Raw genomic sequence first — 13,836 nt, 5'->3', positions numbered from 1 at the left:
TTTTGTCCAAAAGCGATGAATGAAGTTCTTGTAGTTTTTTCACAAATTTCTAACAAGATTCACATCGCTTTTATTCTTTTTGTCCAGTAATCAGGCCTAACCTCATACTTGGATACAATATAATGAGTATGAGAGGTGTAGGAGCAAACAACAAAGAATATAACAGCGTTCCCCGCTTTCAGTCGGTACAGGTAGGACTGGGGATTCCGCTGTTCAGGAATGGACAAAAAGCCCTCATTAATGCTTCAAAATTCAATGAACAGGTCGTAGCCAATGACTACGAGGTGAATCTTAAAAATCTGGAAACTGCCTACAAAACGGCCCTTGTTCAGTATCAGAAAAACGAAGCGGCAATACAGTATTTTGAAACATCGGCTTTGAAAAACGCTGCGTTAATCACCACTACCGCCAACAAACAATTTGGCAATGGCGATATTAATTACTTGGAATGGGTCATGTTGATCAATCAAAGCATCGAAATTCAGAGCAATTACATCGAAGCGGTGCGGAAATTAAACGAAGCAATCATTTACCTAAATTCTTTAACCAATAACTAACGAAAACATGAAAATAAAACCCAAAATAAGCCTTTTGCTGATGGCATTGGCCTTGCTGTGTGTCTGTTCAGCGGCATTTGCGCATGGGGTAGATGACATCACCAAAGCATTTTTGAAGGACAATAACGGGACGGCCTTTGTGCCGTTTTTGTACATCGGAGCCAAGCACATGATTACAGGCTACGACCACCTACTGTTTTTGGTAGGGGTAATTTTCTTTCTTTACAAGCCCAAAGAAATACTGTTGTACGTGAGTTTTTTTACCATCGGGCACAGTATCACGCTACTTTTGGGGGTATTGCTCAACTGGCAGGTAAACGCCTACTTGATTGATGCCATCATTGCATTGTCTATTGTATATAAAGGGTTTGATAATTTGGGCGGGTTTGAGAAAATATTTCATAGTCAGCCCAATCAAAAAGGGACAGTGTTGATTTTTGGATTGTTTCATGGCTTGGGTTTGGCTACTAAACTACAAGAGTTCAATTTCAACAAAGAAGGCTTATTGACCAACCTCATCGGCTTCAATATCGGCGTCGAAATAGGACAGTTTCTGGCCCTGCTTTTTGTGCTGATTTTCATCAGTGTTTGGCGGAAATACAATTCGTTCGCTCGGTTTTCAACCATTACCAATACTTTGCTAATGACGGCTGGTTTTGTGCTGATGATTTTTCAATTAACAGGATTTTTCAACGCTTAAAACGACAAAAAAATGCATAATTCACAACCCAATTTAAGTGCAAAACAAATAAAAAACGCTACCCTTTTAGCGTTGATTTCAGCCGTAGTAATAGGTGTGGTAGCGGTTTTACCTGCCCAATACGGCAAAGATTACACAGGTTTAGGTAAAATACTGGGCTTTTCGAGGCTGTATGTAAGCCATCAAGTCACAGAGGCAAAAGCCACACAAACCAATGGGGTCGAACTGCCGCCTTCTAATTTTTTATTGGCAGAACTTGGTTCGGACGCTAAAACTCCCAAACCAAAAGAAGCCGAACTCCCCGCCCCGGCCCAACAATATGAGAGCCGAATGGATAGCGTAAAAATTGCCGTTCCCGCTGGTAAAGGGCTGGAATATAAGATATTGGTTTTAAAACACGGGCAGGTAAAATACGACTGGAAAACCGATAAAGGCATTTTGTTTTTTGATTTGCACGGCGACGTAAAAGAAAATGCTGCCAAAAACTCGGGCTATTACGAAAGCTACACCGTTGGGAATTCTAACAACTTGGCAGGCTCTTTTATTGCTCCTTATGAAGGAAAGCATGGTTGGTATTTTAAAAATAGAACCAATGAAGAGATTATTGTAAACCTGCACGTAAAAGGCGAGTATCAAATGATTGAAGATCAACACAGTCATTGAGTGGAAGCCACAAAACGATTATCAACTTAAAGGAACATCCAAATGAGAAATATAAAATCCCTGAATAGGCAATGGCTATTTTCTTTTTGCCTTTTGTTTATGGCAAGTTGCGGCCCAAATGAAGCCAAAGTGGAGGAAGAAGCCCAAACCCCTGTGGTAGAAAACAACACGGCTCTAACCGATGCTCAAATGAAAACTGCGGGTATCGAAATCGGCAAAATTGAACAAAAGCAAATTGCCACGACCTTGAAAGTCAGTGGCAGAATAGACGTGCCGCCCCAAAGCATGGTGTCGGTGAGTGTTCCATTGGGTGGCTATTTAAAGTCTATGAAATTGCTGGAAGGAATGTACGTCAGCAAAGGGCAAGTAATTGCGACGGTAGAAGACCAACAATTTATCCAGATTCAGCAAGATTACCTGACGGCAAAAGCCCAATTCAGTTACAACGAGAAGGAATTTGAACGGCAAAAAGAATTAAACCTAAGTAAATCCAGTAGCGATAAAGTATTTGAGCAAGCCAAAGCGACCTATCTTTCACAAAACATTTTGATAAAATCGTTGGAAGAAAGATTAAAGCTGATTGGCATCAATCCCGCTACGTTGGATGTTAATAAAATCTCGAAAAGCATCTTTATTTACTCACCTATCAACGGGTATGTATCCAAAGTAAACGTCAATATGGGCAAATTTGTAAGTCCGACGGATGTGCTTTTTGAATTGGTAAACCCCGCAGACATCCAATTGGCACTCACTATTTTTGAAAAAGATGTCAATAAATTGGCCATCGGGCAATCTATATCCGCTTACACCAACACCAACCCCGACCGAAAATATCCCTGCAAAATTAAATTGATTGGTAGGGATTTTTCAGACAACAGGAGCGTTGATGTACACTGCACTTTCTTAAATTACGATAAAACTCTGTTGCCTGGTATGTTCATGAATGCTGATATAGAAGTGCAAAGCAAGCAGTCGAGTGTGCTGCCCGTTGAAGCAATTGTCAATTTTGAGAGCAAAAACTACATCTTTATTGCCAACGAAAACAAGCAGTACGAGATGAAGGAAGTGCGGGTAGGTACTACTCAAAACAAGTTTACCGAAATCATATCGGATACTGATCTGTCTAATAAAAACATTGTGGTCAAAGGGGCATATTCGTTGCTAATGAAAATGAAAAATACAGCGGATGAATAACAAATTTCTCAAAACCCTCATCGAACCGTTTCAGGCACTGCGAAACAAGACCTTCGCCAAACTCTATTTGGCGCAAACCATCAGCTTGATTGGCGATGCGTTCACGTGGGTAGGCTTGGCATTGTTGGCGTATGAAATAGATAAAGAACGCTCGTCCATTATTTTGGCAACGGCTCTCACACTTCGGGTGACTGCATTTATTGTTTTTTCACCCTTCGCCGGGGTTTTGGCCGATAGAGTCGAACGAAAGAAGATTTTGTACTTCACTCATTTTGTCAGAATGAGCATTGTTGCCTGTTTGCCTTTTATCACTTCCGAACTGCAAATTTATGGGTTGGTGTTTTTTCTCAATGTGTTCAATGCCTTTTTTACCCCCACCTACCGAGCGATTATTCCTCAGATTGTCGTAGGCAAGTATTTTAGGGAGGCTATCCGCAACCTTTCAGCTATTGGGCGTTTTAGGACCGGGTTTAGCGGGTGTTGTGGCGGTTTGGTTGGGGGCAAGGGAGATATTCTTAGTAGATGCCCTGTCTTTTGTGTTGGCTGCGGTTTTGATTTTAGCCATTCCCAAAGCTGACCTGCAAAAAGGCGTTGTAGATGCAGGCAAAAACCCAAAAAATGCGTGGGCAGAAGTCATCAAAGGAATTAGTCTTTTGTTTGGCAATAAGTTATTGCGTTTTGCACTGAGCATCGAATTTGTATCGGCCATTGCGGGAGCCATGATTTTGGTAAACACTATCAGCCACGTCAAAAACGAACTGCAATTGGATGACAAATACTACGGCTGGGTCATGGCCGCCTTTGGCATCGGAGCAAGCATTGCCGCTTTTGCGTCGGGCATTATAGATAAATCGAAATCCAGAAGCGTGTCTTTAATCAGCGGAGCGTTGTTGCTGGGTGTATCGGTGTGTTTTGCCAATTACGCCAATTATCCTGTCTTTGTAGGGCTTTGGATTTTGGCAGGATTAGGCCAAAGTTTGGCCGAAATACCTTCCGAAACGCTGATTGGTGAAAATATTTCTTCCGAAAATCAAGGCAAAGTGTATGGCTCGCACTTTGCCTTTTCCCATTTATGGTGGGCTATTGCCTATCCGATAGCGGGTTATATGGGTAACCGTTTTCCCGAAAATGACTTTTTGTATGGAGGTATTCTTACCTTAGTAGTTGGTTTATTGGCGGTTGTGATTTTTAGAAGTAGGTAAAAGAAGTTACACTTATAAATGGATTATCGTGAACGCCAAAAAATTGACCGCAATGCCTGCCCGTGGCTTATCACGAAATTTATTGACCCGGCGGCGGAGTTTTTCTTTGTTCCATTTGGTGAAGTTCAAGTAGCCAAGATTTTGACCTCCGTTTACAAGTAGTACGTTAGTCAGGGAAGATTCTGTGCGAGAAGTGAAGCAAGCATTTAACCCAATCTGTACTGATAACAACTCTTGTATTATATCGCAAGAAATCATGGTGGTGGCTCGCCAGCAGAAAATATATTTAGTGATTGTAGCCCCGTTTCGAGGTATAATTACCAAACAAAATATCAATGCGGGCGCATTAGGTGGCAAAAAATTATCTATTTAAGTGAAATTAGAAAACGATACTATGCTTCCTCAGCGAGTAGCTACCTCCAAGACTCTAATGAGTAATTCATTGAATAATAGTGACTTATATTTAAGAAGTAAATGCAACTTGTGGTAAACCAGTTTAAAAGTTATTTCTTTCCTGAAAATCATATAAACCATTCCGAAAATCCTGTAACAGCTCACCCACCAGTGAGCTTTACTTTTGCAGTGTCAAATATGTAAGATAATGGAAATAATAACGGAAGAGAAAGAAAGACAAATTACCGTGCCTGTGATAGGGATGACTTGTGCTGCCTGTGCGAGCAGCGTTGAAAATGTATTGAGTAAGCAAGAAGGGGTATTAGAATGTGCGGTAAATTTCGCCAATGAGTCGGCTCAAATTGCTTTTGACCCTTATCTAACAACGCCTGAGAATCTCAAAAAATCACTCCAAGCAGTTGGCTATGACTTAATTCTCGACACGGAGAAAGCCTCAGAAAAACAAGAAGAAATCAAAGCCAATCAGTATGAAAGACTCAAAACAAACGTATTGTGGGCGGGGGTACTGACTTTTCCCGTGGCAGTCATCGGAATGTTTTTCATGGATATGCCTTATGGTAATTGGCTGATGATGATTCTGACTGCGCCCGTCTTGGCAGTATTCGGACGAAGTTTTTTCATTAACGCCTGGAAACAGGCCCGCTATCGAAAAGCGAATATGGATACGCTTGTAGCGTTGAGTACGGGCGTCGCTTTTCTGTTTAGCCTTTTCAATACCATATATCCCGATTTTTGGCATAGCCGTGGCCTGCACGCTCACGTATATTATGAAGCGGCGGCGGTGGTCATTGTGTTTATTATGCTTGGTAAATTATTGGAGGAACGAGCCAAAGCCAACACCTCCTCAGCCATTAAAAAGCTCATGGGGTTGCAACCCCGCACGGTTTGGGTCATCGAAAACGGCGAAGAACGAGAAATCCCGATCAGTGAAGTACGGGTAGGTGACCGAATCATTGTGAAGCCGGGCGATAAGATAGCCGTGGACGGAAAAGTATTATCGGGTACTTCATTTGTAGATGAGAGCATGATTTCGGGAGAACCCATTCCCGTAGAAAAAAGCAAAGGACATCGAGTATATGCAGGCACCGTCAATCAGCAGGGAAGTTTTCGTTTTATTGCTGAAAAAGTAGGGAGTGAAACGTTGCTGGCGCAGATTATTAATATGGTGCAACACGCACAGGGCAGCAAAGCACCAATCCAAAAACTCACCGATAAAATTGCGGGTATTTTTGTACCCGTAGTTATAAGTATATCATTATTTACCTTATTGGTTTGGCTTGTATTCGGTGGCGAAAATGCCGCTACGCAGGGACTTTTGGCGGCTGTAACGGTACTGGTCATTGCCTGCCCCTGTGCGTTGGGGCTGGCTACACCTACGGCTATTATGGTAGGAGTCGGCAAAGGAGCCGAGCAGGGAATTCTGATAAAAGATGCAGAGAGTTTGGAAGTAGCTCACCGGATCAACGCTATCATCTTGGACAAAACGGGCACTATCACCGAAGGAAAACCTACGGTAGTCAATCACTCATGGTTGCTGCCCGATTCGCAGGGACTCAAAGCAATCGCTCTTGCTATCGAAAGCCAATCTGCCCACCCGCTGGCTCAGGCGGTGGTCAAACACTTACGGGTAGAAGGAGTTCAGCCGGTTGCTGTCCAGCAGTTTGAAAACCTGACAGGTAAAGGAGTTCAAGCTATGGTGGATGGGAAATTGTACCGCATAGGAAGCCCGACTTGGATAAATGAACCAGGCTTGCCTGTGGCGCAATTGCCCATTGAGCAGTGGCAACAGGCAGGACAAACGGTGATTGCCTTTGCCGACGAACATCAGGTTTTGGCTATTTTCGGTATTACCGACCCCATTAAAGCTACTTCTGCACAGGCTGTAGCAGCATTGCAGGCAGAGGGAGTTGAAGTGTATATGCTCACGGGCGACAATCACGCTACGGCAGGAATGGTTGCTGCAGAGGTGGGTATTCCAGTGTTTAAAGCGCAGGTGATGCCCTCTGAAAAAGCGGCTTTCGTTGAGCAATTGCAGCAAGCAGGAAAAACTGTGGCCATGGTCGGCGACGGTATCAATGACTCTCACGCCCTTGCCCAAGCAGATGTGAGTATCGCCATGGGAAAAGGATCTGACATTGCCATGGACGTAGCGAAAATGACGCTCATTTCAAGCGATTTGCTGAAAATTCCCCAAGCCATTCGACTTTCTAAATGGACTGTAGCGGCCATTCACCAAAACCTCTTTTGGGCTTTCATCTATAACCTCATCGGCATACCGCTGGCGGCGGGGGTGTTGTATCCTGTCAATGGCTTTCTGCTCAATCCGATGATTGCGGGAGCGGCCATGGCACTGAGTTCGGTGTCGGTAGTAGCCAATAGCTTACGGCTGAAAAGTAAAAAACTGTAATTAATTTTTAACCAAACAATACCAATGGAAACCTTGCATTTCAAAACCAACATTAACTGCGGCGGCTGTATAGCCAAAGTAACGCCGTTTCTGAACCAGTTGGAAGAAGTAGAAAACTGGAAAGTAGATACTGCCAATCCTGACAAAATCTTGACTGTTTCGGGCGAAGAACTCAGCTGCGAACTTATCCAACAGACCGTTGGACAGGCAGGTTTTAAGATTGAACAGGTATAAACTGCAAGAGGGCTGAATGTCAGCCCTCTTGCAGTTTATGGTATTTTGAACTACCTCATTTTCGATAGCTAATTACACAACCTTTGGCGGTAGTGGTAGTCACTTTTATCTCTTCTTTTGCCAAAATAGAAGCGATTGCCGTTTCGATGTACTTCTCTGTAATTTTACTTTCGTCTCTATTATCATCAATTGCACCGATGTAAGCGATTTTGTAGCCCTCTTTTTCTTTTGTCAAAATACAAGTATGAGTATTGACGATTGCGCCATAAGAAAACGAAGTTTTTTGATCAGCATCGTGCAAATAATAGAAATTAAAGCCCTTCTCTGAGGCAACTTTTTTCATATCTTCCATCGAATCAGCGGGGTCAATGGCCACAACAGGAAAACCTAACTTAGTATATTTTTCTTGTAATGCCTTCACCCGATTTTGATACATTTTTGCAATAGGGCAATTGTTGGTAAGAAATGTCAGGATAATACCTTTTGAATCTTTAAAGCTGTTCAATGAAATGGTTTCGCCATTGATGTTTTTCAATTCAAAAGTAATGGCTTTACTATTGATCGCTGGGGCGGTTGGTGCTTCGCTTGTAAAAAAGCTAAAACTCAAAACAAAAATTAAGAAGGTTTTCATAATAAAATGGGTTGAAACGAATTGTAAAAGTTCACAACGATAGCTCTGACTTGATAAAGTCCTTTACGCCTTTTGGTCCAGTCAGTTCTAAATATACATACTTTTTTCAGCAGAAACCGAAAGTCCAAAATTAAAGAAATCACAGCATTGTCTTTCTGTTTTTATAAAATCAGCCAACATTGCAATTGTCTCATCGCTATCCTTGAAGGCATATTTCATGCCGTTTTTGAGTTCAACAGTTTCAACGATTTCTTTCTTCAAGTTTTCAATAATTGTTGCTTTTCTTTCTTTAAGCTCGGCTGATGTAAGTTTACAAGCCATTGCAGGGCCTTCACTGCAACAAGATTCCTTTTTTTGACCCATCGCTTGAAAACTAAGAAGTATGATTCCCAGAATTGTTAGTTGTTTCATCTTTTATTTGGTTTTAATGCCGTTTGGCAAAGTAAATAATTGAAATACCTAAAAAGACAATCAATGCACCAATAATATCAAATTTATCGGGTTTAAAATTGTCAAATTTATAAGCCCACAAGAAAGACATAATAATAAATATCCCTCCATAGGCAGCGTAAGTTCGGGCAAAATTATTGGATTGAAATGTTGCTACAACGCCATACAGCACCAGTATTGTACTGCCGAATAACCCGTACCAGAAGGGTTTATCTTCTTTGAGCCAAAGCCAGATTAAATAACAACCACCAATCTCACAAAAACCTGCCAAAACAAAAACTGTTATTACCTTTATAAAACTCATTTGCTTCAATTGGATACCTTCACCTACGATTTTAGAGCATTCTCTGCTTTACATTCACAATTCACATCGCAAGAAGTAGTACAAGATTTTGTTTCTTGTTGCTTTTTGTAAAATGAATATACAAACAAAAAGCCTGCTAAGGCTAATGCAACTATACCGATTTTCTCCAAATAAAAAGCGATGGTGGCTAATGAACTAATGCCTGCGAATGCGCCAATTATGGGTAAGGCACAACACAAACCACATAGTCCGATACTTGCCCAGCCAAGTTTTTTAAAGAGGGATTGGTTCAATTTTGTTTCGTTTTTTTCCATGTTCTGAATATTTTAAAATTACCTTTGCAAAGATAAACCGTGGAGTATAGTCCACTGTCAAGAGAAAAAATGAAATAAATTTTCAAACAGATGCTGATTGGCGAATTGTCGAAAAAAACAGGCCTGCCCAGAGATACCATACGCTTTTATGAAAAGCAAGGTTTGATTTCAATTGGGCGCAAGGAAAGGCGGTTTAACAACTACAAAGAATATTCAGAAGAAACGTTACAAAATTTGCTTGCCATTAAAAGGATAAAGAATTTTGGGTTCACCCTAAACGAAACGGCTGATTTTTTGGCATTGATTGCCTCCAACACCGCTTCGTGTGATAATGTGTCACAAAAAATGCTTGAAAAAATAAAGTTGATTGATGAAAAAATAACGGCATTACAAGAACTACGCAATAGTATGTTGTCCGGAGTTAACAACTGTTTGAGTTGCTGTTTGCCAAATGATGAATCAACGAATTGTATGATGCTGACGGATGATCATTTCACTCAATCTTTATAGAACATAGTATATCTTTGTACCCAAAATCCGACATACGCATTCAAAATAGCTACACAAAGTAGGAATAGCTAAGTAGCAATTGACTTAATGCCTGCGTTTATATGTAAGAAAGAGAATCTTATTTTTGACGATTTTTTACTTCCTCAAAATACTTGTCATAATCAGGCCGTAATGTTCCCATTACTCTATCCCAAAAAGTAAAATAAAGACCATAATTTCCCTTAAAAAATTGGTGATGTTGGTTATGATTTACAGATGTATTTACCCATTTTCCGAGCCAATGTTTACTAAATCCCTTTGGATAAAGCTCAAAACCTAAATGTCCATAAACATTATAGGCAAGGCTACAAATGAAAAAAACCAGCAAATGATAATCGTTCAAAGGCATAATCAACAACAATAAAATGAAAATGCCAGACTCAACAATAGCTTCTAACGGGTGAAAAGCATAAGCTGCTAAGGGTGATGGATTGGTTGATTTGTGATGCACCAAATGAAATAAAGTAAATAATTTTTTGTGGTGTATTAACCGATGAATCCAGTAGAAATAAGTATCATGAATGACTATCATCAATCCAAAAGCTAAGAAAAAATAGAGTTTGCTATGCTGGTTAATATCAGGATAATATTGTGTAAAAGGTCTAATTGTATCACTTAATAGCATGATAACAGGTGGAATAGTAAAAATCATAATCGAAATGATAGAATAGAATACTTCACGCCGATAATCTTTCGATTCTGGAAATTTGAGTTGTATTTTTTTGAAGGAAATCCTTTTTCTCAATACGACATAGAAAATAAGAAATGTAGTACCCGCTATGAACGAATAGTTTCGGGCATTATCAATTAAGATAGCAATGATTTTTGGCCAGTTCATAATTTTGTTAGTTTTTAACAAAATTATGAGGCCAACTTTACAAAAAAGTGAACCCAGGTTACTTTCTACTTTGTGCTGTTAATCTTTTTCTAATTCTACTAAGGCTTTGTGGTTCAATACCCAAATAGCTTGCCAAATATTTTAAAGCAATTCTGTTTGCTGCTGTGGGGAATAGCCTTTTAAAATTCAAATATCTTGCTTGTGGTGTTTCGTTTCTTTTTTCTTCTTCTGCTTGTATCATATTTTTGAGGTCTTCCATGAGGATAAAACTAAAAATCTTTTCAAACTTTGGCTGAATCTCAAAAAGCCCCCAAAGCGTACTTTTTTTTATCATCAATGTCTCACAATTTTCAAGAGCTACGAAAGTTTTGTTTGAAGCCGAGTTTTCAATAAAACCTTCGACATAAGTAAAAAGGCAGTTTTCAAAGAAAAATTTAGTGGTGATTTCTTTACCACCCTCATCATAATAGTAGCTTCTAATTAAGCCCTGATTTATAAAACCTATAAAATGACAGACCTCGCCTTGGTTAAGTATTATTTCATTTTTCTTAAATTTTTTCAAATAAACCAAATGAGCTAACTGTTCAAACTCTAAATCTGAAATAGCTACTTTTTGGTTGATGAAAGTTTTTAATAACGAAAAGTCCATTTTAAGGTAGTCAGAAAGGTAAAATGAAATTTAGCGTAAAATACGGCAAACTCCTTAAAATTTCATTTGCTGTATCCTAACTGCATTCAAAATAGCCAACAAAGCCACGCCCACATCGGCAAAAACGGCTTCCCACAAAGTGGCGATACCTCCTGCACCCAACAACATAACGGCGACTTTCACGCCCATCGCCAGTGAAATATTCTGCCAAACGACTGATTTGGTAATTTTTCCAATTTTGATGGCCGAAACGATTTTATGCGGCTGGTCATTTTGAATCACAATGTCGGCAGTTTCAATCGTGGCATCTGACCCCATACCGCCCATGGCAATACCTGCATCAGCAAGAGCTACTACGGGAGCATCATTTACGCCATCTCCGACAAAAGCGAGTTTTTTGCCTTGATTTTTGAGTTCTTGTACTTTTTCTACCTTGCCTTCGGGCAGCAAATCGCCGTAGGCTCGCACAATACCAAGTTGGTCGGCTACTTTTTGGACAACTGTTGTTTTGTCGCCAGAAAGCATTACTGTTTCAATGCCTAATGCCTTTAAGTCAGCAACAGTTTGTGCAGCATCTTCTTTTACTTCGTCGGCAATGGTAATATAGCCAGCGTATTGATTTTCAATGGCTAAAACCACAATTGTTTCAACGATTTGCTCTAATTCGGCAGGGTGTGAAACATTAAACTTTTGTAACAATTTTAGATTGCCCGCCAACACTGTTTTGCCACCAATAACTCCTTTTAAGCCATGCCCCGATATTTCCACCACAGCTTCTACTTTCAAACCTTGCCAGTTTGTTTTTTGTAAATTGGCATATTCTACCACAGCCTTGGCTACGGGATGCGTAGAAGTATTTTCCAATGCCGCCAGTAATTGAATAAATAATTCTTCATTAACTCCCCCATCGGGGGGTGGGGGGCTAACTTCTTGCACCTTAAAAACTCCCTTTGTCAGCGTCCCTGTTTTGTCTGAAACGACGGTATTAATTTCGGTTAATACGTCCAAAAAGTTAGAACCTTTGACCAAGATACCATTGCGAGAAGCCAAACCAATGCCCCCAAAATAACCCAATGGGATAGAAACCGTTAATGCACACGGACAAGCAATGACCAGAAAAACCATCCCCCTATACAACCAGTCGTTGAAGACGTAGGTTGACATAAAAAAGTACGGAATCAGTGTAATTGCCAACGCTAAGCCAAACACAATGGGGGTGTAAACTTTGGCTAAACGGGTGATTAACAACTGTGTAGGAGCTTTTCGGGCGGTAGCATCCTGTACCATTTCTAAGATGCGGGAGAGTTTAGAATCCTTGAAAGCAGTCGTTACTTTCAGTTCAATTACTTTATCCAAGTTAATCATTCCTGCCAGTACGACTTCGCCCGTACGTTTGGTATCAGGGCGAGATTCACCCGTGAGGGCTGCTGTGTTGAAACTGGCGTTATCAGTCAATAAGGTGCTGTCTAAGGCTACTTTTTCGCCTGGTTTTACCAAAATCGTTTCGCCGATTTGCACCGTGGCGGGGCTGACTGTCTGTTGCGTGCCGTTGCGCCGTACCGTCACGGTGTCAGGACGCACGTCCAATAATGCTTTAATGGAACGTTTCGAGCGATTGACTGCCAAATCTTGAAACAATTCACCAATCTCGTAGAAAATCATCACGGCTACTCCTTCGCTATATTCGCCGATGTAAAATGCGCCAAGCGTAGCAATGGACATCAACGTAAATTCATTGAAAAAATCGCCCCGTCGCAACGACCGAAAAGCCCGTTCGAGCGTGTTGTAACCTGCCAGCAAGTAGGCAATCGTCATCAAAGCAATTTCGACAGGCTTGGCTATTTCTACTTTAAACAATTGTGTGATAGCAACGAAGCCCAACAGAATTGTCAAACTCAACCACAGCCGCCAACGGCTTTTCAGCAGGCTTTCTTCGCCTGTTTCTTCGTCGTGTTCGTGTCCGTCGTTATCGCTATGTGTTGGAGTTTTAACTTCTGACGACGTGTCGCAGCAATCATCAGTTGTATGATTTTTATGAATTTGCACTTTCTTTTCCATGAAATAATCAGTTAGAATTCGATAAAGAAATTGAGAATGGATAGCCCAAGGAGTGTTAGCCCCGTTATGAGGTTTTCGTTATGCTCAAACCAGTGGGCATTGATGAGCCGAAGGCCACGCCCTGCTACCCAGACCATCATGAGCATCCCTGCGAGTGTGACTACATTATAGATAAGTGCCACTAAACCCAACGCTTGCCAGCCCAATGCCCCCGCACTCAGGAAGTAGGCATTGATTTCCATACAAGGCGACAAGAACATACCAACACAAAGCGAAAACAAAAGCCCATTGAATGATTTGCCTTTTTGTTTTTGAGTATCAATATGTTCGTGAGCGTGTTGATGCCGCAAGTGTTGCATCAGATACCACAAACCCAGCATCAACAATACAGCAGGAATCACACTTTCAGCGAGTTCATGGTATTTTTCGGCTAATTCGTAACCAGCCAAGCCCACGATTAACCCCAAAATAGTGGTGCTAATTGTATGGGCAAGGCCTGCTAAGGCCGTAACGGTAAGGGTGCGAATTTCTGTCCAACGTTCCGTTTTGCCAATGGTTATAAAAGGCAACCAATGACTGGGAATCAGCGCATGTAAAATGCTCAGTATCAATGAGCCAAAAAGGATTTGATTCATAGTTTGCTTGTTGGGGTTCTTGACTTCCAAACAATTA

At 41.0% G+C, this 13,836-nt stretch carries 18 protein-coding genes; 10 read left to right on the top strand and 8 right to left on the bottom strand.

What is annotated here, in order from left to right:
• The first annotated feature begins 122 nt into the window (after nt 1-122).
• The 9 genes from G563_RS0111060 (at nt 123) to G563_RS0111020 (ending at nt 7,371) form a co-directional block, all read left to right on the top strand.
• Complete coding sequence (locus G563_RS0111060) at nt 123-557, top strand: TolC family protein (RefSeq protein WP_051210907.1); 435 nt, start codon at nt 123-125, stop codon at nt 555-557.
• Nucleotides 558-564: 7 nt separating this feature from the next.
• Nucleotides 565-1,257 carry a HupE/UreJ family protein gene (locus G563_RS0111055; RefSeq protein ID WP_028665374.1) on the top strand — a complete coding sequence of 231 codons (693 nt, stop codon included), beginning with the start codon at nt 565-567 and terminating at the stop codon, nt 1,255-1,257.
• Nucleotides 1,258-1,269: 12 nt separating this feature from the next.
• Entirely contained in the window at nt 1,270-1,920 is a 651-nt protein-coding gene (locus tag G563_RS0111050) for a hypothetical protein (protein WP_028665373.1), read from the top strand.
• A 99-nt stretch (nt 1,921-2,019) separates the two neighbouring features.
• Nucleotides 2,020-3,114 (top strand): efflux RND transporter periplasmic adaptor subunit, encoded by a 1,095-nt coding sequence (locus G563_RS0111045; RefSeq protein WP_051210906.1) that lies wholly within the window; start codon nt 2,020-2,022, stop codon nt 3,112-3,114.
• Nucleotides 3,107-3,691, top strand: a complete 585-nt coding sequence (locus G563_RS38875; RefSeq protein WP_229598485.1) for an MFS transporter — start codon at nt 3,107-3,109, stop codon at nt 3,689-3,691. The genes G563_RS0111045 and G563_RS38875 overlap by 8 nt, the downstream gene beginning before the upstream one ends.
• Before the next feature lie 142 nt (nt 3,692-3,833).
• Nucleotides 3,834-4,316 carry an MFS transporter gene (locus G563_RS38870; protein WP_229598486.1) on the top strand — a complete coding sequence of 161 codons (483 nt, stop codon included), beginning with the start codon at nt 3,834-3,836 and terminating at the stop codon, nt 4,314-4,316.
• Nucleotides 4,317-4,334: 18 nt separating this feature from the next.
• Entirely contained in the window at nt 4,335-4,478 is a 144-nt protein-coding gene (locus G563_RS37660) for a chromate resistance protein ChrB domain-containing protein (RefSeq protein ID WP_084650831.1), read from the top strand.
• Between the two features lie 439 nt (nt 4,479-4,917).
• Nucleotides 4,918-7,137, top strand: coding sequence for a heavy metal translocating P-type ATPase (locus G563_RS0111025; RefSeq protein ID WP_028665371.1), 2,220 nt, complete (start codon nt 4,918-4,920; stop codon nt 7,135-7,137).
• Between the two features lie 24 nt (nt 7,138-7,161).
• A complete protein-coding gene (locus tag G563_RS0111020) occupies nt 7,162-7,371 on the top strand; it encodes a heavy-metal-associated domain-containing protein (protein WP_028665370.1) in 210 nt (69 codons plus the stop codon).
• A gap of 55 nt (nt 7,372-7,426) precedes the next feature.
• Here G563_RS0111020 and G563_RS0111015 read toward each other — a convergent pair whose 3' ends face one another.
• From G563_RS0111015 to G563_RS0111000, 4 genes are all read right to left on the bottom strand, one after another.
• Entirely contained in the window at nt 7,427-8,002 is a 576-nt protein-coding gene (locus G563_RS0111015) for a redoxin domain-containing protein (protein ID WP_028665369.1), read from the bottom strand.
• Between the two features lie 87 nt (nt 8,003-8,089).
• Nucleotides 8,090-8,413, bottom strand: a complete 324-nt coding sequence (locus G563_RS0111010; RefSeq protein WP_028665368.1) for a hypothetical protein — start codon at nt 8,411-8,413, stop codon at nt 8,090-8,092.
• 13 nt (nt 8,414-8,426) lie between these two features.
• Complete coding sequence (locus G563_RS0111005; protein WP_028665367.1) at nt 8,427-8,756, bottom strand: YnfA family protein; 330 nt, start codon at nt 8,754-8,756, stop codon at nt 8,427-8,429.
• Between the two features lie 23 nt (nt 8,757-8,779).
• Nucleotides 8,780-9,070 (bottom strand): hypothetical protein, encoded by a 291-nt coding sequence (locus G563_RS0111000; RefSeq protein ID WP_028665366.1) that lies wholly within the window; start codon nt 9,068-9,070, stop codon nt 8,780-8,782.
• A 90-nt stretch (nt 9,071-9,160) separates the two neighbouring features.
• On the opposite strand from G563_RS0111000, the gene G563_RS34385 reads away from it, so the two are divergent.
• Nucleotides 9,161-9,580, top strand: a complete 420-nt coding sequence (locus G563_RS34385; protein ID WP_051210905.1) for a MerR family transcriptional regulator — start codon at nt 9,161-9,163, stop codon at nt 9,578-9,580.
• Nucleotides 9,581-9,698: 118 nt separating this feature from the next.
• On the opposite strand, the gene G563_RS0110990 is transcribed toward G563_RS34385, so the two are convergent.
• The 4 genes from G563_RS0110990 to G563_RS0110975 are packed head-to-tail and all read right to left on the bottom strand — an operon-like array spanning nt 9,699 to nt 13,799.
• Nucleotides 9,699-10,457, bottom strand: coding sequence for a sterol desaturase family protein (locus G563_RS0110990; RefSeq protein WP_028665365.1), 759 nt, complete (start codon nt 10,455-10,457; stop codon nt 9,699-9,701).
• A gap of 58 nt (nt 10,458-10,515) precedes the next feature.
• Complete coding sequence (locus G563_RS0110985; protein ID WP_028665364.1) at nt 10,516-11,106, bottom strand: Crp/Fnr family transcriptional regulator; 591 nt, start codon at nt 11,104-11,106, stop codon at nt 10,516-10,518.
• A 54-nt stretch (nt 11,107-11,160) separates the two neighbouring features.
• Nucleotides 11,161-13,164: a heavy metal translocating P-type ATPase gene (locus G563_RS0110980; protein ID WP_028665363.1), complete on the bottom strand. Its 2,004-nt coding sequence runs from the start codon at nt 13,162-13,164 to the stop codon at nt 11,161-11,163.
• 11 nt (nt 13,165-13,175) lie between these two features.
• Nucleotides 13,176-13,799, bottom strand: a complete 624-nt coding sequence (locus G563_RS0110975) for a hypothetical protein (protein ID WP_028665362.1) — start codon at nt 13,797-13,799, stop codon at nt 13,176-13,178.
• Nucleotides 13,800-13,836: the final 37 nt, after the last annotated feature.

It is taken from the genome of Runella zeae DSM 19591, assembly GCF_000423565.1.
GTDB lineage: Bacteria > Bacteroidota > Bacteroidia > Cytophagales > Spirosomataceae > Runella > Runella zeae.
Note: the sequence above shows the minus strand (reverse complement) of the source record. Positions and strands in the feature narration are given on the sequence as shown.

Coding starts and splice junctions, on each gene's coding strand:
- G563_RS0111060 (WP_051210907.1), top strand. CDS start 123: ATGAGTATGAGAGGTGTAGGAGCAAACAACAAAGAATATAACAGCGTT.
- G563_RS0111055 (WP_028665374.1), top strand. CDS start 565: ATGAAAATAAAACCCAAAATAAGCCTTTTGCTGATGGCATTGGCCTTG.
- G563_RS0111050 (WP_028665373.1), top strand. CDS start 1,270: ATGCATAATTCACAACCCAATTTAAGTGCAAAACAAATAAAAAACGCT.
- G563_RS0111045 (WP_051210906.1), top strand. CDS start 2,020: ATGGCAAGTTGCGGCCCAAATGAAGCCAAAGTGGAGGAAGAAGCCCAA.
- G563_RS38875 (WP_229598485.1), top strand. CDS start 3,107: ATGAATAACAAATTTCTCAAAACCCTCATCGAACCGTTTCAGGCACTG.
- G563_RS38870 (WP_229598486.1), top strand. CDS start 3,834: ATGATTTTGGTAAACACTATCAGCCACGTCAAAAACGAACTGCAATTG.
- G563_RS37660 (WP_084650831.1), top strand. CDS start 4,335: ATGGATTATCGTGAACGCCAAAAAATTGACCGCAATGCCTGCCCGTGG.
- G563_RS0111025 (WP_028665371.1), top strand. CDS start 4,918: ATGGAAATAATAACGGAAGAGAAAGAAAGACAAATTACCGTGCCTGTG.
- G563_RS0111020 (WP_028665370.1), top strand. CDS start 7,162: ATGGAAACCTTGCATTTCAAAACCAACATTAACTGCGGCGGCTGTATA.
- G563_RS0111015 (WP_028665369.1), bottom strand. CDS start 8,002: ATGAAAACCTTCTTAATTTTTGTTTTGAGTTTTAGCTTTTTTACAAGC.
- G563_RS0111010 (WP_028665368.1), bottom strand. CDS start 8,413: ATGAAACAACTAACAATTCTGGGAATCATACTTCTTAGTTTTCAAGCG.
- G563_RS0111005 (WP_028665367.1), bottom strand. CDS start 8,756: ATGAGTTTTATAAAGGTAATAACAGTTTTTGTTTTGGCAGGTTTTTGT.
- G563_RS0111000 (WP_028665366.1), bottom strand. CDS start 9,070: ATGGAAAAAAACGAAACAAAATTGAACCAATCCCTCTTTAAAAAACTT.
- G563_RS34385 (WP_051210905.1), top strand. CDS start 9,161: ATGCTGATTGGCGAATTGTCGAAAAAAACAGGCCTGCCCAGAGATACC.
- G563_RS0110990 (WP_028665365.1), bottom strand. CDS start 10,457: ATGAACTGGCCAAAAATCATTGCTATCTTAATTGATAATGCCCGAAAC.
- G563_RS0110985 (WP_028665364.1), bottom strand. CDS start 11,106: ATGGACTTTTCGTTATTAAAAACTTTCATCAACCAAAAAGTAGCTATT.
- G563_RS0110980 (WP_028665363.1), bottom strand. CDS start 13,164: ATGGAAAAGAAAGTGCAAATTCATAAAAATCATACAACTGATGATTGC.
- G563_RS0110975 (WP_028665362.1), bottom strand. CDS start 13,799: ATGAATCAAATCCTTTTTGGCTCATTGATACTGAGCATTTTACATGCG.